This window comes from Undibacterium sp. TJN25, assembly GCF_049339885.1.
Taxonomy (GTDB): Bacteria; Pseudomonadota; Gammaproteobacteria; order Burkholderiales; family Burkholderiaceae_D; genus Undibacterium.
Window position 1 is genome coordinate 310,390 of sequence record NZ_JBMPPM010000005.1, and the last position, 26,802, is coordinate 337,191.

24 protein-coding genes are annotated in these 26,802 nt (G+C 58.8%); 19 read left to right on the forward strand and 5 right to left on the reverse strand.

Annotated features, from left to right (window positions below):
* Nucleotides 1–2 precede the first annotated feature (2 nt).
* Entirely contained in the window at nucleotides 3–1,559 is a 1,557-nt protein-coding gene (locus tag ACO0LO_RS14780) for a UxaA family hydrolase (protein ID WP_422964994.1), read from the reverse strand.
* Nucleotides 1,560–1,608: 49 nt separating this feature from the next.
* Nucleotides 1,609–2,820, reverse strand: coding sequence for a D-mannonate dehydratase ManD (gene manD / locus ACO0LO_RS14785; protein WP_422964995.1), 1,212 nt, complete (start codon nucleotides 2,818–2,820; stop codon nucleotides 1,609–1,611).
* A 231-nt stretch (nucleotides 2,821–3,051) separates the two neighbouring features.
* Here manD and ACO0LO_RS14790 point away from each other — a divergent pair, with 231 nt between their 5' ends.
* The 9 genes from ACO0LO_RS14790 (at nucleotide 3,052) to ACO0LO_RS14830 (ending at nucleotide 13,640) form a co-directional block, all read left to right on the forward strand.
* On the forward strand, nucleotides 3,052–3,813 hold the full coding sequence (locus ACO0LO_RS14790; protein ID WP_422964996.1) for a FadR/GntR family transcriptional regulator: 762 nt from the start codon (nucleotides 3,052–3,054) through the stop codon (nucleotides 3,811–3,813).
* A gap of 73 nt (nucleotides 3,814–3,886) precedes the next feature.
* Nucleotides 3,887–5,308, forward strand: coding sequence for a glucuronate isomerase (uxaC, locus tag ACO0LO_RS14795; protein ID WP_422964997.1), 1,422 nt, complete (start codon nucleotides 3,887–3,889; stop codon nucleotides 5,306–5,308).
* A gap of 228 nt (nucleotides 5,309–5,536) precedes the next feature.
* Nucleotides 5,537–6,709 (forward strand): extracellular solute-binding protein, encoded by a 1,173-nt coding sequence (locus tag ACO0LO_RS14800; protein ID WP_422964998.1) that lies wholly within the window; start codon nucleotides 5,537–5,539, stop codon nucleotides 6,707–6,709.
* A gap of 106 nt (nucleotides 6,710–6,815) precedes the next feature.
* Complete coding sequence (locus tag ACO0LO_RS14805) at nucleotides 6,816–7,916, forward strand: ABC transporter ATP-binding protein (RefSeq protein WP_422964999.1); 1,101 nt, start codon at nucleotides 6,816–6,818, stop codon at nucleotides 7,914–7,916.
* Nucleotides 7,913–8,797: an ABC transporter permease gene (locus ACO0LO_RS14810; protein ID WP_422965000.1), complete on the forward strand. Its 885-nt coding sequence runs from the start codon at nucleotides 7,913–7,915 to the stop codon at nucleotides 8,795–8,797. Before ACO0LO_RS14805 ends, ACO0LO_RS14810 begins: the two co-directional genes overlap by 4 nt.
* A 137-nt stretch (nucleotides 8,798–8,934) precedes the next feature.
* The gene (locus ACO0LO_RS14815; protein WP_422965164.1) at nucleotides 8,935–9,723 is read left to right on the forward strand and encodes an ABC transporter permease; all 789 of its coding nucleotides are present in this window, start codon (nucleotides 8,935–8,937) and stop codon (nucleotides 9,721–9,723) included.
* Nucleotides 9,724–9,752: 29 nt separating this feature from the next.
* Entirely contained in the window at nucleotides 9,753–11,252 is a 1,500-nt protein-coding gene (locus ACO0LO_RS14820; RefSeq protein WP_422965001.1) for a mannitol dehydrogenase family protein, read from the forward strand.
* Nucleotides 11,242–12,186 carry a sugar kinase gene (locus ACO0LO_RS14825; protein WP_422965002.1) on the forward strand — a complete coding sequence of 315 codons (945 nt, stop codon included), beginning with the start codon at nucleotides 11,242–11,244 and terminating at the stop codon, nucleotides 12,184–12,186. The genes ACO0LO_RS14820 and ACO0LO_RS14825 overlap by 11 nt, the downstream gene beginning before the upstream one ends.
* 419 nt (nucleotides 12,187–12,605) lie before the next feature.
* Nucleotides 12,606–13,640, forward strand: coding sequence for a porin (locus ACO0LO_RS14830; protein WP_422965003.1), 1,035 nt, complete (start codon nucleotides 12,606–12,608; stop codon nucleotides 13,638–13,640).
* Nucleotides 13,641–13,713: 73 nt separating this feature from the next.
* Here the strand turns inward: ACO0LO_RS14830 and ACO0LO_RS14835 are convergent, their stop codons facing one another.
* Together ACO0LO_RS14835 and ACO0LO_RS14840 are read right to left on the reverse strand one after the other, a co-directional pair.
* Nucleotides 13,714–14,229, reverse strand: coding sequence for a disulfide bond formation protein B (locus tag ACO0LO_RS14835; RefSeq protein ID WP_422965004.1), 516 nt, complete (start codon nucleotides 14,227–14,229; stop codon nucleotides 13,714–13,716).
* Between the two features lie 314 nt (nucleotides 14,230–14,543).
* Nucleotides 14,544–15,764, reverse strand: coding sequence for an MFS transporter (locus ACO0LO_RS14840; protein ID WP_422965005.1), 1,221 nt, complete (start codon nucleotides 15,762–15,764; stop codon nucleotides 14,544–14,546).
* A 126-nt stretch (nucleotides 15,765–15,890) separates the two neighbouring features.
* Between ACO0LO_RS14840 and ACO0LO_RS14845 the strand changes: the two genes are divergently transcribed.
* Nucleotides 15,891–16,802, forward strand: a complete 912-nt coding sequence (locus tag ACO0LO_RS14845) for a LysR substrate-binding domain-containing protein (protein WP_422965006.1) — start codon at nucleotides 15,891–15,893, stop codon at nucleotides 16,800–16,802.
* A 142-nt stretch (nucleotides 16,803–16,944) separates the two neighbouring features.
* Here the strand turns inward: ACO0LO_RS14845 and ACO0LO_RS14850 are convergent, their stop codons facing one another.
* Complete coding sequence (locus ACO0LO_RS14850; protein WP_422965007.1) at nucleotides 16,945–17,667, reverse strand: GntR family transcriptional regulator; 723 nt, start codon at nucleotides 17,665–17,667, stop codon at nucleotides 16,945–16,947.
* Nucleotides 17,668–17,763: 96 nt separating this feature from the next.
* Here ACO0LO_RS14850 and ACO0LO_RS14855 point away from each other — a divergent pair, with 96 nt between their 5' ends.
* The 9 genes from ACO0LO_RS14855 (at nucleotide 17,764) to ACO0LO_RS14895 (ending at nucleotide 26,783) form a co-directional block, all read left to right on the forward strand.
* Nucleotides 17,764–18,690 carry a fumarylacetoacetate hydrolase family protein gene (locus tag ACO0LO_RS14855; protein ID WP_422965008.1) on the forward strand — a complete coding sequence of 309 codons (927 nt, stop codon included), beginning with the start codon at nucleotides 17,764–17,766 and terminating at the stop codon, nucleotides 18,688–18,690.
* Complete coding sequence (locus ACO0LO_RS14860) at nucleotides 18,683–19,519, forward strand: polysaccharide deacetylase family protein (RefSeq protein ID WP_422965009.1); 837 nt, start codon at nucleotides 18,683–18,685, stop codon at nucleotides 19,517–19,519. Before ACO0LO_RS14855 ends, ACO0LO_RS14860 begins: the two co-directional genes overlap by 8 nt.
* Nucleotides 19,520–19,609: 90 nt before the next feature.
* Complete coding sequence (locus ACO0LO_RS14865) at nucleotides 19,610–20,869, forward strand: MFS transporter (protein ID WP_422965010.1); 1,260 nt, start codon at nucleotides 19,610–19,612, stop codon at nucleotides 20,867–20,869.
* 150 nt (nucleotides 20,870–21,019) lie between these two features.
* Nucleotides 21,020–22,084 carry a porin gene (locus tag ACO0LO_RS14870; protein WP_422965011.1) on the forward strand — a complete coding sequence of 355 codons (1,065 nt, stop codon included), beginning with the start codon at nucleotides 21,020–21,022 and terminating at the stop codon, nucleotides 22,082–22,084.
* A gap of 255 nt (nucleotides 22,085–22,339) precedes the next feature.
* A complete protein-coding gene (locus tag ACO0LO_RS14875) occupies nucleotides 22,340–22,759 on the forward strand; it encodes a DUF883 family protein (protein WP_422965012.1) in 420 nt (139 codons plus the stop codon).
* A 411-nt stretch (nucleotides 22,760–23,170) separates the two neighbouring features.
* Nucleotides 23,171–23,827 (forward strand): paraquat-inducible protein A, encoded by a 657-nt coding sequence (locus ACO0LO_RS14880; RefSeq protein WP_422965013.1) that lies wholly within the window; start codon nucleotides 23,171–23,173, stop codon nucleotides 23,825–23,827.
* Between the two features lie 28 nt (nucleotides 23,828–23,855).
* Nucleotides 23,856–24,479, forward strand: coding sequence for a paraquat-inducible protein A (locus ACO0LO_RS14885; RefSeq protein WP_422965165.1), 624 nt, complete (start codon nucleotides 23,856–23,858; stop codon nucleotides 24,477–24,479).
* Entirely contained in the window at nucleotides 24,472–26,160 is a 1,689-nt protein-coding gene (locus ACO0LO_RS14890; protein ID WP_422965014.1) for an intermembrane transport protein PqiB, read from the forward strand. The genes ACO0LO_RS14885 and ACO0LO_RS14890 overlap by 8 nt, the downstream gene beginning before the upstream one ends.
* Nucleotides 26,157–26,783 carry a PqiC family protein gene (locus ACO0LO_RS14895; RefSeq protein WP_422965015.1) on the forward strand — a complete coding sequence of 209 codons (627 nt, stop codon included), beginning with the start codon at nucleotides 26,157–26,159 and terminating at the stop codon, nucleotides 26,781–26,783. Before ACO0LO_RS14890 ends, ACO0LO_RS14895 begins: the two co-directional genes overlap by 4 nt.
* Nucleotides 26,784–26,802 lie beyond the last annotated feature (19 nt).

Consider the following 26,802-nt stretch of genomic DNA (forward strand, 5'->3'; position numbering starts at 1 on the left):
ATTTACATCGTCGCGCCGATTTGCCAGGGCACGAATTCATTTTGGCCGTAGCCGTGCAGCTCGCTCTTGGTCTTTGTTCCCGATGCCACGTCGAGGATCATGCTGAATATTTGCTGCCCTACCTGTTCGACGCTGGCCAGGCCGTCCGCGATATCGCCGCAATTGATGTCGATATCTTCTTCCTGCCTTTTCCACAGCGCGGTGTTGCTGGCCAGCTTCAGCGAAGGCGAGGGCGCGCAGCCGTAAGCGGAACCGCGTCCCGTCGTGAAGCAGATCACATTGGCGCCGCCTGCGACTTGGCCGGTGGCGGATACCGGATCGTAGCCGGGCGTGTCCATGAACATCAGGCCTTTTTCCTTTACCGGCTCTGCATATTCAAGCACGTCCACCAGGTTCGTGCTGCCGGCCTTCGCCACTGCGCCCAGGGATTTTTCCAGTATCGTCGTCAGGCCGCCGGCCTTGTTGCCGGAAGACGGATTGTTGTTCATTTCCGCCCCCATGCGCTTGCAATAGGCTTCCCACCAGTGCACGCGGGCCAACAGCTTCTCGGCAACCTGCGGGCTGGCGCGCCGTGTCAGCAGATGTTCTGCGCCGTAGATTTCCGGCGTTTCCGACAGGATGGCGCTGCCGCCGTGCCGTACCAGGATATCCATCGCCGCGCCCAGCGCCGGATTTGCCGTAATGCCGGAATAGCCGTCGGAACCGCCGCATTGCAGGCCGACAGTAATATGCCTGATCGGCAGCGGTTGGCGCTGTACTGTATTGGCAGCCGGCAGCATCTCCTTGATCATGGCAATGCCGCGTTCCACGGTTTTGCGCGTGCCGCCGCTGTCCTGTATCGTGAAGCTGCGCAGGCGCGCGCTTTCGTGCAGGCCGTTTTGCGCAAACAGCTCGCCTATCTGGTTGGTTTCACAGCCCAGGCCGACAAACAGCACGGCCGCAAAATTGGGGTGGCGCGCATAGCCTGACAAGGTGCGACGCAATATGGCCAGCGCTTCGCCGTCGGGATCGACGCCGCAGCCGATGCCGTGCGTCAGCGCAATCACGCCATCCACGTTGGGGAAATCGGCCAGCGCCTGCGGGTTGGTGTCGCGCCGGAAATGGTCGGCAATCGCGCGCGCCGCTGTGGCGGAGCAATTGACCGAGGTCAGCACGCCCAGGTAGTTACGGGTGGCGACCTGGCCGTCTGCGCGGACGATGCCTTGCCAGCTTGGCGCATCCGCTTCGGCGATGAAATCGGTCGGTTTTGCATCCGCGCCTATGCTGTGTTCGCGTTCGAACTCGCCCATTGCCAGGTTGTGTGTGTGCACATGCTGGCCGGGCTGTATCGGCTGCGACGCAAAGCCGATGATCTGGCCGTAGCGGATCACTGCCTGCCCCTGTGCGATACCGGCGGTGGCAAGCTTGTGGCCGGCCGGAACCAGGCCTTGCACTTGCACCTGCTCTGTTTCCAGCAGCGTTCCGCCTATCAGCTGCTGGCGCGCGATGACGACATTGTCCGACGCATGCAGCCGGATGCTCAGCGCGCTCTTGTTGAGGGTGGCGTTTGGTTTGACCACGTATTACTCCCGGTTTACTGTCGGCATCTGCATTTCTTTCCGCACCACGCTACCAGTTCGTCAGCGTGCCATCGTGCGCGAGCCGGTTCACCGGCAGGTAGGCGCGGCTATACGGATACTTGGCGGCCAGTTTCTCGTCGATGTCCACCCCATGGCCCGGGGTTTCGCCTGCATGCAGGAAGCCCTTGTCGAAATGATAGTCGTGTGGGAAGACGGCATCGGTTTCCTCTGTATGCCGCATATATTCCTGTATGCCGAAATTCGGCACCCAGGTATCGAAATGCAGTGCCGCGCCCATGCACACCGGCGACAGGTCGGTGGCGCCATGGCAGCCGGTGCGCACCTGGTACATCGCGGCGAGGTCGGCAATGCGGCGCAGGTGGGTAATACCGCCGGCATGCACGACGGTGGAGCGGATGTAGTCGATCAGCTGGTTCTGTATCAGGTCCTTGCAATCCCAGATCGTGTTGAATACTTCGCCTACTGCCAGCGGCGTGACCGTGTGCTGCCTGATCAGCCTGAATGCATCCTGGTTTTCTGCCGGCGTGGCGTCTTCCAGCCAGAACAGGCGGTAGGGTTCCAGCGACTTGCCGAGGCGGCCCGCTTCTATCGGCGTCAGCCTGTGGTGGGCGTCATGCAGCAGATGCGGTTCCCAACCCAGCTTGTCGCGCAGTTTCTCAAACAGCTTGGGCGTGTGGTCCAGGTATTTTTCGGTGGACCAGTCGTGCTCGGATGGCAGGCTGGCGTCGGCCGGCTCGTAAAACAGCTGGTCCTTGGAAACGCCATACACTTTTTTCAGGCCCGGCACGCCGGCCTGCGCCCGTATCGCCAGGTAACCCATCTCGGCATAGCGCAGGGCTTCGTCGACTGTATGTTCTATGTCGCTGCCGTTGGCATGGCCATACACCATGACGCCGTGCCGGCTCCGGCCGCCCAGCAACTGGTACAGCGGCATGTTGGCGGCCTTGGCCTTGATGTCCCACAGCGCGGTATCCACGGCGGCAATTGCACTCATTGTCACCGGGCCGCGCCGCCAGTAGGCGCCGCGGTACAGGTATTGCCAGATGTCTTCTATCTGGTGCGCGTCGCGGCCTATCAGGCAGGGAATCACGTGGTCGGTCAGGTAAGAGGCTACAGACAGCTCGCGCCCGTTCAGCGTTGCGTCGCCTATGCCGGTCAAGCCCTCGTCCGTGTAGATCTTTAATGTGACGAAATTACGTCCGGGTGAACAAATGATGACTTTGGCGTCTGTGATCTTCACGAATTCCTCACAAGTGTTAGGCGGTAGGGGCTGGTGGTTAATGTGTTTTAACCCGTATGTGGTCAGGTCAAAAAGCAACATTGGTACGACCAGTATGCCATTTTAAAATTAAATTGGCTAGACCTTATTGCATTTTTGGTCTGACCACTTTAGAATGGCCTGACCGGTTGGCGAGGTTTGTCGCTGAAAAGAAGATAAACTTGCGGTTCCGAAACACCTATAAATACGATCATGACAAAAAATCCGTCGGTTGCAACAGAAGCCAATGTCAGTGAAACCCGCCTGTATCGCGTGGTGGCAGACCGCATCCAGGCGCTGATCAAGGAAGAAAAGATAGAGGCCGGTTCGCGCCTGCCGTCCGAACGCGATCTGGCGGCCAACCTTAATGTCAGCCGCGCTTCGGTGCGCGAGGCGCTGATTGCGCTGGAACTGACCGGCATTATTGAAGTGCGCGGCGGCTCCGGTATTTACGTCAGTGAAAAGGGCGAGGCTGCGTCCGGCATGCATGAAGTCGGCTCCGGGCCGTTTGAAGTCCTGTCTGCGCGCCGGCTGATAGAAAGCGAAGTCGCAGCTATGGCGGCCCGCATGGCGACTGATTCGGCCATAGACGCCATCCTGAAAGCCATGCAGGACATGGAAAGGTTTTACGACGACATCGCCGCCAACCATCGCGCCGACCGCGCCTTTCACGTCGCCATCGCCCGCGCGACAGGCAATACCGCGCTGGTGGAGGTGCTGGAAAACCTGTGGAACCAGCGCGGCCGGCTGTGGAGCAAGATGGAAGAGCATTTCCAGACCGAGGAACTGCGCCAGGCAACGCTGACGGACCATCGCCGCATTCTGGAGGCGATCGTTGCGCGCGATCCTGCTGCGGCACGCAAGGCGATGCGCGCCCACCTGGAACGAGTGACGCGAGAATTTTCCCGCGGCTGGGGGGTAAAGGATGGCCTTGCCCGGCTACCTGCCAAGCCGGACGACAAGGCCGGTCAGTAGAAACTAGTTATCAGCAATAACGAACAGGCCCGACTGCAAGCAGGAGGGTCGAAGAATAGATCAGGAGTCAAGAATGTCCTTGCTGCACCCGCAACGCCTGTTTCCCGCCGATACGGTCACGCGCGCCATTACGCAGAGCCTGTATGACGGCGTAAAGAACCTGCCCATCGTCAGCCCGCATGGGCACACCGACCCGCGCTGGTTTGCGGACAATGAGGCGTTTCCCAATCCGTCGGCCCTGCTGATACAGCCTGACCATTATGTCTTCCGCATGCTGTTCAGCCAGGGCATCCGCCTGGAAGATGTCGGGGTCAAAACCCGCGACGGCACGGCGGTGGAAGACGATCCGCGCCGCATCTGGCATGTGCTGGCAAAGAACTGGATGCTGTTTCGCGGCACGCCTTCTCGCATGTGGCTGGACCATGTGTTTGCTGAAGTCTTCGGCATAAACGAAGTATTGAATACCGCCAGCGCCGATGCGATCTATGACCATATCGCCGCCAAGCTGCAAACGCCGGAATTCTTGCCGCGCGCGCTGTTCGAGCGTTTCAATATAGAAGTGATCGCCACCACCGAATCGCCTATCGACAGCCTGCAGCACCATAGCAAGCTGGCGACGGACCCATGGCAGACGGCAGCCGGCAACAAGCGGGTAGTCACGGCTTACCGGCCCGACCCGGTAGTTGATCCTGAATTCGACGGCTTCATAAGCAACCTGGAAAAGTTCGGTGAAATGACCGGCGAAGATACTTTCAACTGGAGCGGCTATCTGCAGGCGCACCGCATACGCCGCGCCTTCTTCAAGCAACTCGGTGCTACCTCGACTGACCATGGCCACCCTAGCGCCAGGACTGCGGATCTGGGCGATGCCGAAATCCAGGCGCTGTTTGCCGTCGTTTCTTCCGGCAAGGCGACTGCGGCTGACGCAGAACTGTTCCGCGCGCAGATGCTGACCGAGATGGCCAAGATGAGCATAGAAGACGGCCTCGTCATGCAGATCCATCCGGGATCGTGGCGCAACCATAGCGATGCGATGCTGGCGCGCTTTGGCCGCGACAAGGGGTTCGACATTCCACGCGCAACTGAATACACATCTGCGCTGAAGCCGCTGCTGGACAAGCTGGGCCTGGACCCGCGCCTGTCCATCATTGTATTTACGCTGGACGAGACCTCGTATTCGCGCGAGCTGGCGCCGCTGGCCGGTGTCTATCCCTGCCTGAAACTGGGGCCGGCATGGTGGTTCTTCGATGCGCCGGAAGGCATGCGCCGTTTCCGCGAACTGACAACGGAAACCGCCGGGTTTGCCAATACCGTCGGATTTAACGACGATACGCGCGCCTTTCTGTCGATACCGGCGCGCCATGATGTAGCCCGTCGCGTTGATTGCAGCTACCTGGCGCGCCTGGTGGCCGAACACAGGATTACGGAAAACGAAGCGTATGAACTCGCGCAAGACCTGGCCTACAGGCTCGCGAAGAAGGCATACAAGTTATAGAAAGCCAGGATATAGGAAGACAAGCACAGCACAGGTTGGAAGCACGGCGCGTGGCCTTGGATAAAGGCAATGCATGCGCGGCAGCAGGGCAGTACGCAACAAGTTTGTTCACGTAGCGCAGGAAATTTCTACGAATTTATATCAATTTCCACGATACGCAATAAGAGCGCCATGAAAATCATAAGGCGCCGGAACCAGACGACAGATTCTAATAATTGGAGACAAAACATGAATCATCCCGCATTTCCCAAACGCCTGGCGTTTAAAGCAATCGCTGGCGCTTTCGCCGTCATTTTTTCAGCCGGCAGCCTGCCGGCACTGGCGCAACAAGTCACCATCAACGTGGTGGACGTGGCAGGGTCGCTGGCCTTGCTGCAGGACGCGATAGAAAGCTACAAGGTCAAGAACCCCAACGTTAAATTTACGTTCACCAAGGCGCCTGCGCCAGAGCTGCCGAGCAAACTGCGCGCCATGCAGGCTGCCGACCGCAGCGACATCGACCTGGTGTTGGGCGGCACCGACATCCTGGCTGCTGGTATAGAGCAAAAACTGTGGGTCAGGGTGCTGCCTGACCAGGCTGCCAAATTCCCTAATGTGCTGGACAACTACCTGCCGGAAGTGCGCAAGATGCAGGAACTGGCGCACGACCAGGCGCTGGCCGTCGTGTTCATGCCTGCCGGCCCGCTGCTCGAATACAATCCCGACAAGGTGAAGCAGGTTCCTACCAGCCCACAGGAACTGCTGGCATGGTGCAAGGCCAATCCTAACCGCCTGATCTATGCGCGCCCGGCCAACTCCGGCCCCGGCCGCACCTTCCTGATGGGGCTGCCTTACCTGCTGGGCGACAAGAACCCCAAGGACCCTGTTAACGGCTGGGCCAAGACCTGGGCCTACCTGAAAGAACTGAACACCTGCATAGAATATTATCCAGGCGGTACCGGCGCGGTGATGAAGGAACTCGGCGAAGGCTCGCGCGACATGACGGTGACCGTCACCGGCTGGGACATCAATCCGCGTGCGCTGGGTGTCGTACCCAAGAATTTTAAGATGGGCGCTTTCAAGAACATGACCTGGGTCAACGACACCCAGTACATGATGATGCCAAAAGGCCTGTCTGCAGAAAAATCCAAAATCGTGCTGGACGTCATGGCCTACCTGCTGAAACCCGAACAACAGGCGCTGACCTACGACAAGGGCTATTTCTACCCCGGCCCTGCGGTGAAGAACGTGCCGCTCAGCATGGCGCCGCAATCCAGCCAGGATGTGATCAAGGAATTCGGTCGTCCTGAATACGCAGAACTGCTGACCAAGAACCCGCACGTGCAGCCTCTGGACGCGCAGGAAATGGTCAAGGCTTTCCGCATCTGGGATCAGGAAATCGGCACACAGAAAGCTAAATAGTTTATTAGCCAGCGAAGGTCTGCGCTGCTGCGCAGACCTTCAACAAGCACCTGGGGTGAAATATTTTCTCAAGTGTCAGCAAAAAATTGTTACCGGATCAATCATCATGAAACACGATTTTAAGACCCTGCGCCTGGACAAAGTGACACGCCGTTTCGACGGCCCCAATGCTGGCAAAGGCGATGCGCCGGTTGCCGCGCTTGGCGGCCTCAGCATGAACATTGCGCGGGGCGAATTCGTTGCGCTGCTCGGCCCTTCCGGCTGCGGAAAATCCACTGCGCTGAATTGCCTTGCCGGCTTGCTGGCGCTGTCGGATGGCGGCATCTACCTGGATGACTTCCGCATTGATACCTTGCCGCCGGAACAGCGCGGCTTCGGCATGGTGTTCCAGAATTACGCATTGTTCCCGCACATGACAGTTTCCAAGAACGTCGGTTTCGGCCTGCTGATGCGTGGCGCGGCTGCCGCCGACATTGCCGTCAAGGTCAAGCGTGCGCTGGACCTGGTGCAACTGGCGCAGCATGCGGACAAATTGCCGGGACAGTTATCCGGCGGCCAGCAGCAACGGGTCGCGATTGCGCGCGCCATTGTCATCGAGCCGCCTCTGATTTTGATGGACGAGCCTCTGTCCAACCTGGATGCCAAGCTGCGCCTGGAAATGCGCTCCGAAATCCGCCGCATCCACGGCGAGCTGGGCCGCACCACCATCTATGTCACGCATGACCAGGATGAGGCGCTGTCGCTGGCCGATCGTATCGTCGTCATGAAGGACGGCCTGGTGCAGCAGATAGGCACGCCGCAGGAAGTGTACGGCCAGCCATCCAATCTGCACGTCGCCCGTTTCATGGGTTACCGCAATGAGCTGGTGCTGGATGTGGCAGCGCAGGACGGGCAGGGCGCGCACCTGACCGGTCCTGGCATTTCGCTGACCGGCATTCCGAAATCGGCACTCGGCAAACGCGCCGCGGTATCGATCCGCCCGGAAGAATTCACCATCTGCGCCGCCGGCGAGCAATCCGGCAACAGCATTACCGCCAACGTGGAATCGGTGGAATATTACGGCTGCGAATCGCTGTTCATGCTGCGCACGCAGGATCGTTCACGCCTGTATGTACGTGCTGTCGGCAATGCCAAGCCCGGCGACAATATGACAGTGTCGGTGCCGCGTGACCGCGTGCTGGCCTATCCGTCGGAGCAGGTAGCATGATGCACGGCAAAGCACAGGCAGCCGGTTCGCGCTGGCTCGACCCCGTCATGTGGATGCTGGTGCCGGCGGTGCTATTCATGCTACTGGTATTCGTATACCCGTTCGGCCATGGCCTGCTGCTGTCGTTCAAGCCGCTGGACCCCAGCGAAGGCGGCGCATTCGCCAACTACATCAAGTTTTTCAATACCGACAACCTGTGGATGACGATAGGCACGACGCTGAAACTGGCGCTGCCTGCCACCCTCATCAACGTCGGCATAGCGCTGCCTATTGCCTACCATCTGCGCCGCAAGAGCCGCTACCAGAAAATCGCCACCACGATACTGGTGATACCGATCACGCTGGGTACCGTGCTGATCGCCGAAGGCATGTTGACCTATTTCGGCCCCAAGGGCTGGTTTACCCAGGCATTGCAGGTGCTGCACCTGTTCAGCGGCATGCGGCTGACGCATAACTACTGGGGCGTGCTGATCTCGCTGGTGATTTCGGGTTTTCCTTTTGCCTTCCTGCTGATCCTGTCGTACATCACCGGCATAGACCCGGTGCTGACTCGCGCGGCGGCAACCCTGGGCGCGACGCCGTTCAAGCAGTTCAGGCACATCATCCTGCCCCTGCTGCTGCCGGGGCTGGCCATGGCCTTCTGCCTGTCCTTCGTGCAAGCGTTTTCGGTATTCCCATCTGCGGTGCTGCTGGGTTCCCCGGCCGGTCCGACCAGGGTCATCTCGATTGCCGCGTACGAAGCCGCTTTTGAAAATTACGATTATTCCATGGCGTCCACCGTAGCAATGATCATGGGCCTGGTGCAGCTGGCGGTTGTCGCAGCGGTGCTGGGTGCGCGCGGCCTGCTGTATCGCGGCCCTGTTACCGGCGGCAAAGGTTAAGGTTTCTAAGGTCCATTATGCAAACAATTTCACCGAACGTATCCGCCATGCCTGACTCCATTTCTACAGCGACTTCCAGGCCCAAACGCCAGATCAACTGGGCAAGCAAAGTATGGAGCAGCGTCGTCATTGGTTTCATGACTTTCTTCCTGCTCAATGTGGGGCTGATGATCGCGTCGGTAGCGACCAATTCCGTTGCCACCCGCTGGTTCGGCACGCTGCTGCCGGAAGGCGCGACCTGGGAATGGTATGCCGCCGCCTGGAAAGAATTCCAGCTGGGCGATGTGCTGCTGGTCACCATAGAAGTGGTGCTGGCCGTTGTCGTGCTAGCGCTGGTCATTGGCGTGCCCGCGGCCTATGCACTGGCCAGGCGCGAGTTCCGGGGCAAGCGCCTGCTGACCGGGCTGTTCCTGCTGCCGCTGATGGTGCCTCCCATTACTTACGGCATACCGCTGGCGACGCTGATGTATCAGCTGCACCTGGCAGGCACACTGGCAGGCGTGATCATTGCCAACCTGCTGCCCGCGCTGCCTTTCGTGATTCTGGTGATGACACCTTTCATCGAGCAGATAGACCCTAACCTGGAGTCCGCGGCGCGCGTGTTCGGCGCTTCTACCGGCAAGATGTTCCGTTATGTACTGGTGCCTTTGCTGGCCCCCGGCATCCTGGCTGCTTCGCTGCTGGTGCTGGTGCGCACGATCGCCATGTTTGAACTGACCTTCATGACTGCCGGTTCCGATACGCAGACGCTGGTTGTCGCGCTGTACTACGCGGTATTTGCCGCCGGGGTCCGGGCGCCGCAATCCATTGATGCGATGGCGATGGTGTACATGGTCGTTACCTTGCTGTGGCTGCTGATTGCCATGCGCTTCGTCAGTCCTACGCAACTGGTGTCGCGAGTGCGCGAGCATCCGCAACCGGCTTAGGAAGAGCGACAGACAATGAATACGAGATCATGAATACATCCAGCCAGTTCATCAACAACGGCAAGCTGCAGCCGCTGGTGGCCCATGCTTCCATTCCCTGCTATGACCGCAGCCTGGTTGCTCCCGGCATCGTGCACCTTGGGCTGGGCGCTTTTCACCGCGCGCATCAGGCTGCCTATACCGAGGCGGCGCTGGCCGCCGGCGACCTGCGCTGGGGCATAGTCGGCGTATCGCTGCGACAAGCCGATACCCGCGATGCGCTCGCGCCGCAAGACAATCTGTACACGCTGGCGATTCGTAGCGAGCAGGGAGAGCGCCTGCAAATTATCGGCGCATTGAGCAAGTCCCTGGTCGCACCGGAGAGCCCGCTTGCGGTGCTGGAGGCAATGGCCGACGCGCGCTGCCATATCGTCAGCCTGACGGTGACTGAAAAAGGATATTGCTACGACCCTGCCAGCCGCAGCCTGATGCTGGATCATCCCGACATCGCGCATGATCTGGCAAATCCGGCTGCACCCCGTTCCGCAATCGGCTATATCGTCCGTGCGCTGGCGATGCGCCGCCAAAAGAATCTGCCGCCTTTCACAGTGCTGTCCTGCGACAATCTGCCGGCAAATGGCGTCACGACCAGGGGCCTGGTGCTGGCTTTTGCCGAAAAAGTAGATGCCGGCCTGGCAGCCTGGATCGCGCAGCACGGCGCTTTCCCGAATGCGATGGTGGACAGGATAGTACCGAAGACAACTGAAGAGGACCGCGCGCGCGTCGCTGCCGTCTTCGGCATGCAGGACGCATGGCCGGTGATGACCGAGGCTTTTACGCAATGGGTAGTCGAAGACAAGTTTGCCGGCCCCCGCCCCGCATGGGAACAGGCCGGCGTCACTATCGTCAGCGATGCGCAGCCGTATGAGCATGCCAAGCTGCGGATGTTGAACGGTAGCCATTCTTCGCTCGCCTACCTGGGCATACTGATGGGGCATACCACGGTGGACCAGGCGATGCGCGACGACAATCTGCCGCAATTTATTTCCGACATGATGGAAGTTGAGATTGCGCCTACGCTGTCGCGCCCGGGCCTGGACCAATACCGGGCCGAGTTGCTGCAGCGCTTCCGCAACCCTGCGCTGAAACACCAGTTGCACCAGATTGCAATGGACGGTTCGCAAAAGCTGCCGCAGCGTCTGCTGGGCACGATACGCGCTCGCCTGGATGCAGGGCTGGAAATCCAGCGCCTGTGCTTCGCCGTGGCGGGCTGGCTGCGCTACCTTGCCTGCAGCACGGATGCCGGCGACAGCTATGCGCTGTCCGACCCTCTGGCGGCCAGTTTGCAGGCGGCTGCTGCCGATGTTTCCGATCCGGTGCTGGCATTGCTGAAAATAAGCGCAGTCTTCGGCACTGACCTGCCGGCGGACCCGCGCTTCGTCGCACAGATCCGGATGCACTACCACCAGATGGCGGAAATCGGCACTGCGATGGCCTTGCAGGAGTTGACGGCCGAGCTGGATGTCATGGAGCAGCAGCATGCCGGATAAACGCCCGCATTTTGACATCGTCGCTCTCGGCGAACCCATGGTGGAGTTCAATGAAACGGCGCCTGCGCAGTACCGGCAGGGATATGGCGGCGATACTGCAAACTTTGCCGTGGCCGCGGCACGGCAGGGAGCGAACGTCGCCTATTGTACGCGGCTGGGCGACGACAGGTTCGGCCGCATGTTCCTGCAGCTGTGGGCACAGGAAGGGGTGGATACTTCCGCCGTCCGTATTGATGCGCACGCACATACCGGCGTGTATTTTGTCAGCCATGACGAACAGGGCCACTATTTCGACTATCTGCGCGCCGGCTCGGCTGCCAGCCGCATGACGCCGGATTTTCTGGATGCAGGCTTGCTGCAGCATGCGCGCTACCTGCATGTGTCCGGCATCAGCCAGGCCATCAGCGCGACGGCAAGCGACACGGTGTCGGCGGCAATTGCTATTGCCAGGGCGGCAGGTGTCACGATTACTTATGATCCCAATCTGCGCCTGCGGCTGTGGCCGCTGGAACAGGCCAGGGACACCATACAAAAGACCATTGCGCTGGCTGATGTGTTTTTACCCAGCCTGGATGAGGCGCAGACTTTATCCGGTGAAGACGATATCCCTTCTGTTATCGCCTGGTGCGCGCAGCATGGCGCCAAAAAGGTCGTGCTGAAATGCGGCGCGCAGGGAGCGTGGGTGTGGGAGCAGGGACAGGAAAAAGCGCGCCATGTAGCGGCATTCAAGGTAGAACCGGTGGACGCCACCGGCGCGGGCGATTGTTTTGATGGCGCGCTGGTCGCCAGGCTGGCCGCCGGCGACAACCTGCTGGACGCGACGCGTTATGCCAATGTGGCGGCGGCGATTTCCACCACCGGCTACGGCGCGGTGGCGCCGGTGCCGGACCAGGGCAAGGTATTGATACATATAGTAGAAACGCTGCTGGAATAGTAAAACGTCCACAAAGAAGTGTCTTTCCGGCAACGCAGGAAAACAGATTTTCAGATTTTTGACCGACCGTCGCACGCCGGGTTGCAAACCATCGCAGCCGGCCTCCGAGATCGGCACAGAGTACGCGAGGTGCTCTGAAACGTCGTGAGACGGCTTACCCCGTCCGCGCGCTACCGTTGTCAGCCGTATCCCTTTCATAAAGACCAGTATGCCTTTGTAACAAGCATGGCTGCTCTTTATGAAGCCGGATGCGGCGTATCGCGATGCAGGGAGCTGCGCGGTACAGGCGGCGGTTCCGTATGCTTCGGCAAAGACGTTTCAAGGGCTTCGGTACTTGAAAAGCAGGTCTTCAAGTCTCCTAAACCCGCTTTGCAGAAGTGAGTTTATAAAAAATCAAACCATCATCAGGAGACATGTTCATGAAGAAATCAAACCTTGCGCTGGCGGTATTGTCCGCATGCGGCCTTATGTCCGGCAGCGCTTTTGCACAATCCAACGTCACCATTTACGGCCTGCTGGATGCCGGTCTGGCTATCGAGCGCGGTGGCGCGGCCGGCAACGTCGTCAAACTCAGCAGCGGCATGGGCAACGGTTCGCGCCTGGGCTTTAAGGGCACGGAAGACCTTGGCGACGGCATGTCCGCCTACTTTACGATGGAGATGGGCATGGCCGTCGATACCGGCGCATCGACGCAGGGCGGCCTGGCATTCGGCCGCCAGATCTTTGTCGGTGTGAAGGGCAGCGCGGGCCAGATACAGATGGGTCGCCAATATAATCCCATCGACGATACGCTGGGCCAGGTGGATCCTTTCGGCAACGGCTTTGCAGGCCGCACCGCCAGCCTGTTCGGCAATGGCCCTAAAAACACGGGCGGCTATACTGCCCGCCTGAATAACGTGCTGCAATACATCACGCCGAACCTCAGCGGCTTTACCGGCTACGCGAGCTACGGCTTCGGCGAAGTGGCAGGCGACAATTCAGCGGGGCGTTATATCGGCCTGTCTGCCGCTTATGTCAACGGCCCGTTCTGGACCCGTCTGGCATACAGCAAGCTCAATGGCACCCCGGCAACCAGCTCGGTCAAAAATACCGTGCTGGCCGCAACCTATGATTTCGGCGTAGTCAAGGCAGCCGCTGCTTATGGCGTCAACAAGGATGAAGCGGGCGGCGCAACTACGCTGGACAGCGCGGATGCGATGCTGGGCATTACCGTGCCGCTGGGGCAGGGCAGCTTCCTGGCTAACGTCACATGGAAAAACGACAAGACCGCGGCCGACAATGGCGCCAAGATGTACGCCATCGGCTACCAGTATGACTTCTCCAAGCGCACCCGGTTTTACATAGACTATGGCCATGTCAGCAATGACCATACACTGCTGTATGCCGTCAACTATTCGGTGGATACGGGTACCGGCACTAATGCCGTGACGGTAGGCATGCAGCACAGGTTCTAAAGTGTAGCAGGGGCTGCTGCGGATTGCCTGCCGGCGGCAGTAGTCCGCCGCGGCCCTTTTTTTTATCGTACGATTAGCTGAACATCATCCTGGCGGATTCCCGCCGCTTCTTCCTGGCGCCTGCAATACTCAGCACGGCTATCAGCACAAAAACAGCCATGGAAATATCCGCTATCGACAGCTGCAGCAGCGTCCATTGGGTAGCGGCGCAATCGCCATGTGATTCAAACATTGCCGGCCACCATTGGGCCAGCGGCAGTATCGCAAGGAATTTTTCCGCTACGCCGAGGTGGCAGTCCGCAAGCGCCGGGCGGTTGCCAAGCCAGATCTGTCCACCGGCCAGTACGATGCCTACGGCCGACCACGCCAGCAGCAGCGAATTCGCGAGTGCAGGTCGCTTGCGGCGAGGATCATGGGACAGCGCCATCAGCGCGGTTACCGCAATCAGCATGTAGGCAAGCCTTTGCAGTACGCATAGGGAGCAAGGACGCAGGCCAAGGTAATCCTGCACATAGATGATGTTGACTGCCAGCGCTGCGATACTGCCGGAGGCAATGAACAGGTGGATATGTTTGGACTTGATGGTCATCGTCAACACTAGTTTATTTTTGTTGCATTAGTGTAACCTGATGCAGGGCAATATAGTGGCAATTTACACATCTTGGCCATTTATCTACAAATTCTCCGCTTATTTGATGCTTTTCGGCTTGTTTTACACGTTTTTTGACGTGGCAGCAGTTTCTTCCACTTCAGCAATTAGCTGCCCTTTGGCCGCAAAATAGCGTATTCATTTTTTTTCCGCCAATTTCATGGCCGCAGGTAATTTGATGCACGTTTGCACGTATTCAATAAAAAGGCCATGGAAATAATCCGATGGCCTGTGGTCCGGATAAAAGTGAACGCTTAAGCGTGGCTGCTTTTCGCGATGCGGGTGTTTTCCACATATTCGCTCAGCCAGTAGAGGCCGGCTGCCAGCGGGAAAACCATGCCTGCAAGCAATGCAGCGTGCCAACCGTACGACGCGTACACCCAGCCGCCTAATGCAGAACCCAAGGCTCCGCCGGCAAAGAAAAAGGCGAAATACAGGCCGTTCAGGCGGCTGCGCACTTCCGCTCCCAGGCTGAAGATGGCGCGCTGGCCAAGGACCAGGTTGCCTGCTACACCCATGTCCAGCACGATGGATGCGATCACCAGCAGTGCCAACGCAATATTGCGCGATTGAGGTGCAATCATCGGCAACGCAAATCCTATGACGCCCAATGTCAGCGCAGCGCCCGTTGCCAGCAAAGTATGGCCTTTGTCAGCGAGTTTGCCGGCGATGGGCGAAGCGATCGCGCCTGCCATGCCGACCAGTGCGAATATCGCAATGCCTGTCAGCGACAGATGAAACTGCGGACCGGCAAGCTCCAGCGGAACGACGGTCCAGAACAGGCTGAATGATCCGAACAGGCCGGCATGATACGCAGCGCGGCGGCGCAATACCGGCGTGCCAAGAAACAGGTGCCACAAGGACATCATCAGTTTTGGATAGGACATTGCAGAATGCGGCCTGCGCACCGGCAAGCTCATGCGCAGTAGCACGGCCAGGCCAAGGATGATCGCCGCAGCGCCGCCGAATACCACGCGCCAGCTCAGATGGTCTGCCACCAGGCTGGCAGCGGGGCGGGCCAGCATGATGCCCAGCAACAGGCCACTGACAACCTTGCCGACTGTCTGGCCGCGTGTCGCTTCCTTGGACAGATGGGCGGCAAACGGCACCAGAATCTGCGCGGCGACTGAACCCAGACCGATGGCAAGCGCCGCCGCCAGAAACAGCCAGGCACTGGTCGCCATTGCGGCAATCGCCAGCGCCGTGGCGGTAAAAAACAGGGCGCCGGAGATAAGGCGGCGGTTTTCTAGCAGGTCGCCCAGCGGTACGATAAATAGCAGCCCGACCGTATAGCCGATCTGCGTGAAAGTAACAATCAGGCCCGCCGCTTCAAGGGAAAGGCCGGTAGCGGCACTGATAGGCCCGACCAGTGTTTGCGCATAGTACAGATTTGCGACAATAAGGCCGGAGGCGATCGCCAGCAGCCATACCATGGCGGGTGAAATATCCGGCCCGGTATCGGTTGTTTTGCTCATGATAATTCCTTTTAAAGTTAAAATTCTGTGCACTGCGGGAATTGTAGGTAAAAACTTTGCAAAGATAATTAGGGCTAGAGCACCCTGCACAATTCGTTTTATATGAACAATCCTTAGGGAGATCGAGTGGACCGTCTGAAAGCGATGCAAACCTTTGTGCGGATTGTGGATGCCAATAGCTTTTCCAAAGCTGCGGAAACGCTGGATTTGCCCCGTGCATCGCTGACAACGACGATGCAGAACCTGGAAGCGCTGCTGGGGGCGCAGTTACTGCAGCGCACGACGCGGCGCCTGTCGCTGACGCCCGAAGGGGCCGAGTATTATCAGAAGTGCGTGGAAATACTCGGCGCTGTCGATGAAGCGGAAGCCTCGTTCCGCAGCCCGGATGCGGGTAAATTCAAGGGCAAGCTGAGGATAGACCTGCCCGGCGCGGTAGGCAGGAATGTCGTGCTGCCGCATATCTCCACATTTCGCGCGGCCTATCCGAACGTGGAGCTGATCATCAGCCTGACGGACCGCTATATCGACCTGACGCAGGAAGGCGTGGATTGCGCCTTGCGCGTCGGCAGCCTGCAGGACTCATCGCTGATCGGCAGGCAGATAGGAAACATGCGTTTCGTTACCTGCGCGTCTCCGGCCTATCTGCAACAGCATGGAACGCCGCTCACCATTGACGATCTGCGGCAGCACCAGCGGATAGTGCATTTTTCCGGCCGTACCGGGCGCGCGTTTGACTGGGATTTTGTGGTGGACGGCAAGGTCGTCAAAGTGGAAATCGGCGGCAGCGTCTCTGTCAATGATGCAGACGGCAATATCTGCTGCGGGCTTCAGGGCCTTGGCCTGGTGCATGCTGCGGCCTATCAGGTGAGAGGCCATTTGCACAATGGAAGCCTGGTGGAAGTGCTTCAGCAGTGGCCTCCTAGCCCCATGCCTGTTTCCTTGCTGTATCCCCGCAGTAAAACCATTTCTCCCAAACTGAAGATGTTTACCGACTGGATCAGCAACCTGATCAGCAAAAATGCGGACTTGCAAGCCTAGAACTCATTTCATCAATAGGAATGAGACGAGTTCTAGTCGCACTCATTTCATGCAAGTGGCGCCGACATGTGAGGGATGCCGTTTTTATCTCCCGTACGGAACGCCCACCCGATCGCGCACCCTTGACGGCAAAGGGCGATTGCTAAGCGCGTAGCCCGCTCACCTCCGCCGGAGGCCCGGCATGCCACAAAGCCTCGCGCACCAGCATTTCAGTCAGGCGAATATGCGAGTTGAGCAGCGTTACAGCCTGTTTCGCGTCGCGCTTGAGAACGGCGTCGGCAATGGCGTCGTGCTCGTCCGTGTCGGAGCGTCCGTGCGCAACTGCCACGCGCGCGATGATACGGTAGCGTTCGAAAGCATCGAATAGCTGAGCGTCTTGCGCGCAAATCCGCTGCGATCCGCAGGCGCTGATCAGCGAGGCATGGAAAGCCTTATGCGCATTTTCCCACTGGGGGCTGCGGATGCCGGCAGCTTCATTCGTCTGGCGCGGCGTGCGCAGCAGGCGGTGGCGGGCCAATACTACTGACTCTTCCCAAAGCGTATCGCCCTGTGCGATCGATGCTGCCAAGGCGCTTTCATTCAGCAGGCACCTGGTCGCAGTCAGGTCCCGTAGATCTTCCAGCGATAACGGCGTGACGGTAAAGCCGCGCTGGTCCGTTTGACGCAACCATCCTTCTACCGCCAGCCGGCTCAATGCCTCCCGGATCGGGCTCAGCCCCATGCCATAGCGCTCCGCCAGTGGGCGGATCAGCAGCTTGGAATCGGGGTCGACGGCCCCGGCAATGATTTCATTTCTGAGCTTTAAAAAGGCCGTTGAAGCCAGTGTTTCGTTCGGTTTGTCATTTTGATCATTTATATCGATCATTTTATATTTCCTTTTATAAAATCGATTTTATGCTAATCTTCTGGAAATTATTGATTTTGTTCATTTTAGCACCCTCATATTATCCAGGAGATTTTGATGAAATTTGCAACATACGTCCACGATGACAAAGTCTGCTACGGCCTCAAGACGCCAACCGGCGTTTTTGATCTGTTGCTCGCAGCGCAAGAGGCGGGCGTCTCCGGCCTGCCATCCGACCTGCTTTCCCTGATTGCCGCCGGCGAGTCCGGGCTGCAGATTGCTCGCGGTCTTGCCGCCGCTTGTGAAGCAGGCAAATACGACGCGGCGCATTTATCGGATGCCGCGGTACGTTACATAGCGCCTATCCCGCATCCTTCCCGCAATGTTTTCTGTGTGGGCCGTAACTACAAGGAGCATGTTGCGGAGGGATATAAGTCGCGGGGAGAGGAAATAAAGCTGCCGCTGGTGCCGCAATTCTTCACCAAATCGCCGGCAACCGTGATCGGCCCGGATGCAGCGTTCTACCTGGATACCCGGGTCACGCAGCGTTTCGACTATGAGGTAGAGCTCGGCATCATCATCGGCAAGCGCGGCAGCGACATCAAGCCCGAAAACGCCATGCAGCACGTATTCGGCTACACCATCATCAACGATCTGACGGCAAGGGATCTGCAACGTAGCCACGAACAATGGTTCAAGGGCAAATCGCTGGACCGTTCCTGCCCTATGGGGCCGGTCATCGTCACTGCCGACGAAATTACTGAACCCGGCGAGCTGGAGCTGTCGCTGACTGTCAACGGCGAGATGCGGCAGCGCGCCAAGGTCAGCCAGATGATTTTCCACATCCCCGAAATCATTGCATCGCTGTCCCTGGGCATGGCGCTGGAACCGGGCGACATCATCGCCACAGGCACGCCGTCCGGCGTCGGCTATGCGATGGACCCGCCGCGCCTGCTTGCTGCCGGCGACGTGGTGGCCTGCAACATCACACAAATCGGACAACTGGTAACGCCTATCGTAACGGCAGGAGGCACAAATGCATAAGCTACCTCGCAACTGGCCGGAAGGCCGATCGCTTGCCGTCACCGTCAGCGTCATGCTGGAAGCCTGGGGAGACGGCGTTGCCCCGGGCATCGGACCGATGGGCAATCCGCTGAAAGCCGGCGTGCTGGATCTGCAAGCACGTTCATGGGCCGCATATGGACCGCGTACCGGCACATGGCGTTTGCTGGACGTGCTTGCAGCGGCCAAGGTAAGGGCGGTTTTCTATGTCAGCGGCATTATCGCAGAGCGTGAACCTGCCTTGCTGAAGGCGATTGTAGAAGCCGGCCACGAAGTGGCGGGACACTCCTGGTCGCAGGACATCGTGCCTGCAACACAATCCAGGGAAGACGAGGCAGCCGATTTGCAGCGCTGCATCTCCGCAACGACCCAGGCAACAGGCAAACCCCTGCTCGGATGGATCAGTCCGCGCTGCACGCCCAGCGCCAGCACCACGGAACTGCTGGCCGATTCAGGCTTTACCTGGCACGGCGATTTTTTTGATGCCGATCTTCCGCGCGTGATTGAGACCGCAAAAGGCCGGATCGTCGCCATGCCGTTTTCCATGGAGGTCAACGATCTGCCTTTGACTATTCGCTACGGCAACGCGCCGGAAGCATTTATGCAAATCCTGGAACGCACCGTCACGCAATGGCCGACCTTGCCGGCGAGCACGGCCTGCATGGATATCACGGTCCATGCCCATATTTTCGGGCGTCCGGCCGGCGCGATCGAGTTGGCCAAGTCCCTGGAAATTGTCCGCCGCTGCAGCGACTGGGCCTGGCTGACGGACCATGCCCAACTGGCGCGCGACAGTCTGGAGGGTGCGTGACGATAGCCAGCGATAAAAACGGCCAGGCATCGGAACGATAGTCAGAACGACATCCCAAAAAACAAAATAACGAGGCAGGAGACTTTTAAAGTGGCAATCTGGATTACTCAATTAAATAAAAAAGAGAAGCGCACCCTTGGGGCGTGTTTCAGCGGCTGGTGTCTTGACGCCTTTGACGTGCAAATATACAGCTTCCTGATACCGGCGCTGATTGCGACCTGGAGCATCAGCAAAGGCCAGGCCGGCCTGCTCGGCACCATCGCCCTGATCGCCTCGGCAATCGGCGGCTGGGCCACAGGTTTCCTGGCCGACCGTTACGGACGGGTGCGGATGCTGCAGATTTCGGTGCTGTGGTTCTCCGTGTTTAATTTCATGAGCGGGTTTACCACCTCTTTTGATCAGTTGATGATCGTTCGCGCGCTTCAGGGTCTGGGTTTCGGCGGAGAGTGGGCCGCCGGCGCGGTATTGATGGCGGAAGTGATCCGTCCGGAATTCCGCGGCAAGGCGGGCGGCTATGTGCAGAGTGCCTACGCCCTCGGCTGGGCCCTGGCGGCAACCGTATCCAGTGTCTTCCTGGCCTTCCTTCCGCCCGACTGGGCCTGGCGCGCCGTGTTCTGGTCGGGCCTGCTTCCCGCGCTCATCGTCATCTTCATCCGGCGCTATCTTGACGACTCCGAGGTGTTCAAGGAATCGCTCCGGATCCGCAAGCAAACCGGAGCCCGCATTTCCATCCTGACGATCTTCCAGCCGGGGATGCTGCGCATTACCATCCTGACCTCGCTTCTTGCGCTGGGAATACAAGGCAGCAGCTACGCTATCATCACCTGGCTGCCGACCTATCTCAAAACTGTGCGCCATCTGTCCGTCGGCGGCATCGGCGCCTATGTCGGCGTTGTCACCCTCGGCGCCTTCTGCGGTTATATCGCCAGCGCGCATCTGAGCGACAAGGTGGGACGCCGGCGAAACTTTCAGATCTTTGCGGTCGGCTGCTGGGTAATCGACTTCTCCTACATGATGCTGGCGGACAGCAATGCCAGTGTTCTGATACTGGGCTACTTTTTAGGGTTTTTCAGCCAGGGCATATACGCTGCGCTAGGCCCCTATTTCTCTGAGCTTTTTCCGACCCATGTACGCGCGACCGGACAAGCCTTTGCCTATAGCTTCGGGCGCTGTTTTGGATCCCTGTTCGTTCTGCTCGTCGGCTGGCTCAGCGACTTCATGCCTTTGGAAAAAGCCATCGGCATATTTTCCCTGGGCGGTTACTGCCTGCCCCTGTTGGCGCTCCTGCTATTGCCGGAGACCAAGGGTAGGGCGCTGACCGTCGAGATACCGGCCAGTCCGGCAGACTAAAGCGGCAGGCCCAGCCAACCCGGCCCCGGCATCCCACACACATCAGCAGCTTATATGGCGGCGCTTTCAGGCGCCTGCCAGGGGGCCGTCTTGCCGGGAGAAGAGTGCAGCAGTAAATAAAAGAACAGATTTTTAACGGAGGAGATCATTATGAAAAACAGGAAACTCGGACTCATTGCATCATTAATCGGTTTTGGCATGGCAAATGCCGCAGTAGCGCAAAGCAATATCACCATCTACGGCGTGGCGGATACCTTCGTCACCAACATCCGTGCGACGGGCACGCCATCGGTAACGCGAATGGATTCCAGCGGGTTCTATGCCAGCCGTATCGGCTTCAGGGGAACGGAAGACATGGGCGACGGCCTGAAGAGCAACTTCGTGCTGGAAAGCGGCATCAATGTCGAAGATGGCACACAGGCCGATGCAAACCGCTTTTTCAATCGGCAATCCTGGGTTGGTTTGTCGAATAGCTGGGGGGAGTTTCGTCTGGGAAGGCAAAACACGCCGCAATTTACCATGCTCGGCAAGTTTGATGCCTTCAGCGGGGCAACGCAGGCTTCGGGCTGGAACAATATGTTCGGCGCCACCTTTCGCGTGGACAATGCGATCGGCATTTTTTCACCGGATATGAATGGCCTCAAGTTGCAGGCCTTGTTCGCCAGGGGTGCTGTCAACGGGGCAGCGCTATTGCCGGAAGAAGGCGGAAACGACAATATACATCTGGCAGCCGAGTATGAAAAAGAACGCCTCTATGTCGGCATCAACTATGAGGATATCCACAATACCGCGCTGGCCTATAAAATGAGGCGCACCGCTGGCGCTGTCTCCTATCGGTTCAGCGACCAATGGAAGGTGTTTGTTGCCGCCGACCGGGAAGCCGCTTCGAACTACAGCATAGACACGAATTTGTATTCTGTGTCCGCCCTGTATAATTTTGACGCGAGTTCGTCGCTTGCTTTCGGCTATGCGACAACACGCGACCATGCCACCGGCAAGGGACATGGCAGCGCCACCAATCCGGGCATTCTCTATCGCTACACGTTCTCCCGGAGAACATCCGTCTATACCGGTTATTCCCATCTGGCACAGCAGGGCAATCGGAACAGCTTCAGCCTGATAGGCGCCGCTGTGGTGGAGCCCGCTGCGAAAATCACCTCCACGCCGGGCGGCACGGTCAACGGCGTGCAGGTAGGCATAGTGCATTTCTTCTGACACTGGGTTCCTTGTCAAGCAGCGCCGCCGCATGACGGCGGCGTTTTTGCCACCTCTGGCGCAGGTACAGCGCAACCCGTTTGCATGCTGCTGTACGCGATATTGCACAAGGGAATTCACGCAAACCTTGAAGCCAACGGCGATAGACGTGGCCTACCGCACAGATCAGCGAAAACAGCCGCCGTACTCTGGGTTGGAGTCTGACGGGGTGTCTTACCCCTATATTGGAAGGCCAATCTTAATGAGGAGTACAACATGGATATAACATCACCCGGCATCACAAAGTTGCCCGAGGATAAAGGCGCAGTGGCTGGCGATTCCGCCAACGATGCAAAGGAATCGGTGACTCAATTCGTCGACTCGATCAAGAATACCGGCTCGCAACTCGGCACGATTGCTTCGGACACCATGAGCGATTTGAAGGCCGACCTGGACAAGCTCGTTGCGCGCTCATCTTCCATGGCCGGCGAAGAATTGGCTGCCGCGAAAGAGCAGCTATTGCAGAAAATGAGCCTGGCAAGGCAGTCGGTCGATGAAGCGGCTTCGGGAGTGACGGCCAGTCTCAAGCAGGGTGTCGGTGCCGCGAGTGATTATGTGAAGGAAAGCCCGCTTAAAACAGTTGCGATTACTGCGGGCGTGGGCATCCTGATCGGCATGCTGATTGGCCGGCATTAAGCTCGAATAGCATCAGAGAGGGCGGCGCAGGAATTTTCCTGCGGCAGCCACCTGCAATCCGTATCAGATAAATCCAGCAAGACCGTCCTTATTGCGGCCGATTGTGCATTTCCGTCAGCGACGGGGTGTGTGCAATCGGCTGCTGTTTTTTTTAGTCAAGCATGAACGCTGATACACGGTGCTAAATGCTTACCAAGCGTTTAAGTCCTTCGATCGCACGATTGCTCGGTCAATATTTTGCTGACAGTGTCCGGGTTCAATTTTTGCCGCGGGTATCGCCAGCCCGAATTCTTTCAGCATAAAAATGCCAAACTTTGAATATCATCCGGTATAGTATTTGCTATCTTGACGAATGGTAAACTCCTCTGCTGAGGAAAATACCGCATTGCATGCGGATTAATATCGAGGAAAATGAGCAATTCCACCGTGTCCGCCAACAAATTGATCGTCTGCCACGAATGCGACCTGGTCTGCCATGCTGCAGATGTGGCTGCTGGTGAAACAGCCAGTTGCCCGCGCTGCAATGCCACGCTTTATCGTAACAGCCGCGCGACGCTTGACCAGGCGCTGGCAGTCGCGGCCACTGCCGCCATCCTGCTGGTGATACTGAACGCTTTTCCCTTGCTGGCACTAAAGGTGCAGCAGGTCAGCCGCGATACCACGCTGTTTCATGCGGCGCTCTCCATGTGGGACGACGGCATGCATGCCATTTCGCTGCTGGTGATCCTGACAACGATGCTGGCGCCTGCGCTGCAGATCGGTATCGCGCTCTATGTGCTGTGCGCGCTGAAGTTCGGCGAAACTGCGAGGGCGCTCGGCGCACCCATGCGCTTCCTGCAAAAAATAAGGCCTTGGAGCATGGTGGAGGTCTTCATGCTGGGCTTGCTGGTATCCCTGGTCAAGCTGCAAAACCTGGCCGATATCGTTATTGGACCTGCATTGTGGTCTTGCGCCGGCATGATCTGCGTATCCGCCGCGCTGGCGTCCATCCTGACGCCGCGCAATGTCTGGGTATGGGCGCATCAGCAACAGACACTGATCGATACGGCGGGGGCGACGCGTGTCTGAGCGTCGGGTACCGGCTAGCAATATCGGCATCGTCGGTGCAAACGGCGCAGATGCGGATCTTGTCACCTGCGATATCTGCGAAACCCTGTGTTCAACGAGGGATGAGTCTGCAACGCATTGCCCATGCTGCAACGCTTCACTGCATGTGAGGCGCAGCGACAGCCTGGCCAGGTCTGCCGCCTTCCTGATTGCTGCCGCCATCCTGTATATCCCGGCCAACCTGTTGCCGGTCATGCATACCGACACCATTTTCGGTGCGCAAGACGATACCATCATGAGCGGCGTGCTGGTGCTGCTGGAAACCGGCTCGTGGCCGCTGGCGCTGCTGGTGTTCTTTGCCAGTATCGTGGTGCCCTTGCTGAAACTGCTGTCGATCACCATGCTGCTGGTCACCTGCTGGCGCAAATCCACGCGCAATCCGCTGCCGCGTACGCAGTTGTTCCGTATTGTGGAGGCAGTAGGGCGCTGGTCCATGCTGGATGTCTATGTGGTGACGGTGCTGGTGGCGCTGGTGCAATTCCAGTCGCTGGCGTCGGTGCATCCCGGCGGCGGCGCGCTTGCTTTCGGCGCGGTGGTGGTGCTGACGATGCTGTCTGCGCAAAATTTTGATTCCCGTTTAATCTGGGCTGCGATAGAAACTCCTCATGAATGACCCCACTTCAGAAAATGCCGGCGCCGGCTCTTCAGTGCCTGTGCTACCTGTGCCGGAAAGCGCCGGCGCGGTGCCGTCCGTCGCGGTGCGCAAGCGCCGGCGCCTGCCTTCGTTTGTATGGGCCGTGCCCATCATTGCCGCGCTGATAGGAATATGGCTGGTAGTTCACAGCATTACCAGCCAGGGACCGGTGATCACGATCAGTTTCAAGTCGGCCGAGGGGCTGGAGGCCGGCAAGACCCGCATCCGCTACAAGGATGTGGATGTCGGCCACGTCAAGGCCATTACCCTGTCTCCGGACCGCAAGCGGGTGCTGGTAACCGCGCAGCTGATCAAGAGCGCCTCCGACATTCTGGCGACCGATACCCGTTTCTTTGTCGTCAAGCCGCGCATTTCCGGCGGCTCGGTGTCGGGACTGAATACCCTGTTGTCCGGCAATTTCATCAGTGTGGATATCGGTACCGCGGAGACCACGACGGATGAATTTGTCGGCCTGGAAGAGCCGCCGCTGGTCACCCGCGATTCTCCGGGGCGGGAGTTTGTACTGCACGGCGCGCAGACCGGTTCGGTCAACTACGGTTCACCTATTTTTTTCCGGCATATCAATGCCGGCCACGTCACCAAGTTCGCGCTGGACCAGGACGGCAAGGGCGTCACGATCCGCGTGTTCATCGATGCACCTTACGACCAGTACGTGACGCCCGATACGCGTTTCTGGCATGCCAGCGGTGTGGACATGCAGCTGGACGCCAACGGCCTGCGCGTGACGACCGAATCGCTGACCTCGCTGATCGAAGGCGGCCTGGCTTTCCAGGACCATGACGATGCGCTGCCCGGCGGTAAACCGGCATTTGAAGGCACGGTATTTCCGCTGTTTGACGACCGCGAGCATGCAATGCGCGCACCGGACACCAAGGTGCGCAGCTTCCTGATGTACTTCCCGGAATCGCTGCGCGGCCTTTCCAAGGGTGCGCCGGTGGATTTGCGCGGTATTGTCATCGGCGAAGTGAAGTCGCTGGGCGTTGAATTTACCGAGAATGGCCGCGTGCCGCGCTTCCCGGTCGAAGTCAGCCTTTATCCGGACCGGCTGAGGTCCCGCGTCCGCTCCGGCACCCGTTTGCCGGACGACGATACCGAAGCCAAGGAACATTTGCTGCTGGATCACTTGCTGGGGCGCGGCTTGCGGGCCCAGCTGCGCAGCGGCAGCCTGATTACCGGGCAGCTTTACATTGCGCTGGATTTCTTCCCGGATGCGCCCAAGGCCAAGATGGACTGGAGCAGCGATTTCCCGGTCTTGCCCACGGTGGGCGGCGGGCTGGGTGAAATCCAGGATACGGTAGGCAGGATCGCCAAAAAAATAGACAAGCTGCCGTTTGACCAGATATCTCAGGAACTGCTGCAGGCGCTCCATAAACTCAATACCACGCTGGATACTACCGAGAAGCTGGTGCGCCGCGTGGATACCGATGTCACGCCAGAGCTGGCATCCACGCTGAAAGAGGCGCGCAGCACGCTGGCCAATGCCAATGCGGTGCTGGCAGAAGACGCGCCGCTTCAGCAGGATGTGCGGGAATCGCTGAAGCAGGTTGCAAAGTCCGCCCGCGCGCTGGCCAACCTGGCCGATATGCTGGAACGCCATCCCGAAGCGCTGGTCTTCGGAAAACAAAAGGTACAACCATGACAAGAGCCGCAATTTTCATTGGATTGCCGGTGTTGGCGGCGCTGCTGCTGGCGGGCTGCGCCACGCCCGCATCGGAGCGCTATTACCGTTTGGCTTACCCGCTGGGTGGCATGGTGGGCGGCGCAGGCACCGAGACAACATCTCCGGCCATCCGGTATGAACTGATCGTCGGCAGCGTGCAGATTCCCGAGGCCATCAACAGAGCGCAGCTGGTGGTGCAAAAATCCGACACCGAAGCGCTGGTCTCGGATGACCAGCGCTGGGTGGCGCCGCTGGATGAGCAGATCGCACTCGCCGTGCTTGCCGGCTTGCGCAGCCGTTTGCCCGGCGCCTGGCTGGCGAGCAGCGCCACTGTGAGTGCAGTACCGGCGCCTGGTTTGCCACGCTACCATCTGAAAGTACAGGTGGAGCAATTGCTGATACAAAGCGGGGAGAGGGTGACGCTGGAAGCCGGCTGGATCGTGCAGGACGGCAGCCACAAGATGCTGAAACGCGAACGCACGGTCATTGTTGTTCCGTTGCGTGGTCCCGGCTACGACCCGATTGCTCCCGCTGTGTCGGAAGCGGTACAGCAGTTGTCTGCTGCGCTGGCAAAAAGCGTGCAGGCGGCCGGCGCCTTGTAGTTGCGGCCGAGTTGGCGGA

What these genes read in the sequence shown, in the direction of transcription:
- ACO0LO_RS14790 (WP_422964996.1), top strand. Translation starts at nt 3,052, where the DNA reads ATGACAAAAAATCCGTCGGTTGCAACAGAAGCCAATGTCAGTGAAACC.
- uxaC (WP_422964997.1), top strand. Translation starts at nt 3,887, where the DNA reads ATGTCCTTGCTGCACCCGCAACGCCTGTTTCCCGCCGATACGGTCACG.
- ACO0LO_RS14800 (WP_422964998.1), top strand. Translation starts at nt 5,537, where the DNA reads ATGAATCATCCCGCATTTCCCAAACGCCTGGCGTTTAAAGCAATCGCT.
- ACO0LO_RS14805 (WP_422964999.1), top strand. Translation starts at nt 6,816, where the DNA reads ATGAAACACGATTTTAAGACCCTGCGCCTGGACAAAGTGACACGCCGT.
- ACO0LO_RS14810 (WP_422965000.1), top strand. Translation starts at nt 7,913, where the DNA reads ATGATGCACGGCAAAGCACAGGCAGCCGGTTCGCGCTGGCTCGACCCC.
- ACO0LO_RS14815 (WP_422965164.1), top strand. Translation starts at nt 8,935, where the DNA reads ATGACTTTCTTCCTGCTCAATGTGGGGCTGATGATCGCGTCGGTAGCG.
- ACO0LO_RS14820 (WP_422965001.1), top strand. Translation starts at nt 9,753, where the DNA reads ATGAATACATCCAGCCAGTTCATCAACAACGGCAAGCTGCAGCCGCTG.
- ACO0LO_RS14825 (WP_422965002.1), top strand. Translation starts at nt 11,242, where the DNA reads ATGCCGGATAAACGCCCGCATTTTGACATCGTCGCTCTCGGCGAACCC.
- ACO0LO_RS14830 (WP_422965003.1), top strand. Translation starts at nt 12,606, where the DNA reads ATGAAGAAATCAAACCTTGCGCTGGCGGTATTGTCCGCATGCGGCCTT.
- ACO0LO_RS14835 (WP_422965004.1), bottom strand. Translation starts at nt 14,229, where the DNA reads ATGACCATCAAGTCCAAACATATCCACCTGTTCATTGCCTCCGGCAGT.
- ACO0LO_RS14840 (WP_422965005.1), bottom strand. Translation starts at nt 15,764, where the DNA reads ATGAGCAAAACAACCGATACCGGGCCGGATATTTCACCCGCCATGGTA.
- ACO0LO_RS14850 (WP_422965007.1), bottom strand. Translation starts at nt 17,667, where the DNA reads ATGATCGATATAAATGATCAAAATGACAAACCGAACGAAACACTGGCT.
- ACO0LO_RS14855 (WP_422965008.1), top strand. Translation starts at nt 17,764, where the DNA reads ATGAAATTTGCAACATACGTCCACGATGACAAAGTCTGCTACGGCCTC.
- ACO0LO_RS14860 (WP_422965009.1), top strand. Translation starts at nt 18,683, where the DNA reads ATGCATAAGCTACCTCGCAACTGGCCGGAAGGCCGATCGCTTGCCGTC.
- ACO0LO_RS14870 (WP_422965011.1), top strand. Translation starts at nt 21,020, where the DNA reads ATGAAAAACAGGAAACTCGGACTCATTGCATCATTAATCGGTTTTGGC.
- ACO0LO_RS14875 (WP_422965012.1), top strand. Translation starts at nt 22,340, where the DNA reads ATGGATATAACATCACCCGGCATCACAAAGTTGCCCGAGGATAAAGGC.
- ACO0LO_RS14880 (WP_422965013.1), top strand. Translation starts at nt 23,171, where the DNA reads ATGAGCAATTCCACCGTGTCCGCCAACAAATTGATCGTCTGCCACGAA.
- ACO0LO_RS14890 (WP_422965014.1), top strand. Translation starts at nt 24,472, where the DNA reads ATGAATGACCCCACTTCAGAAAATGCCGGCGCCGGCTCTTCAGTGCCT.
- ACO0LO_RS14895 (WP_422965015.1), top strand. Translation starts at nt 26,157, where the DNA reads ATGACAAGAGCCGCAATTTTCATTGGATTGCCGGTGTTGGCGGCGCTG.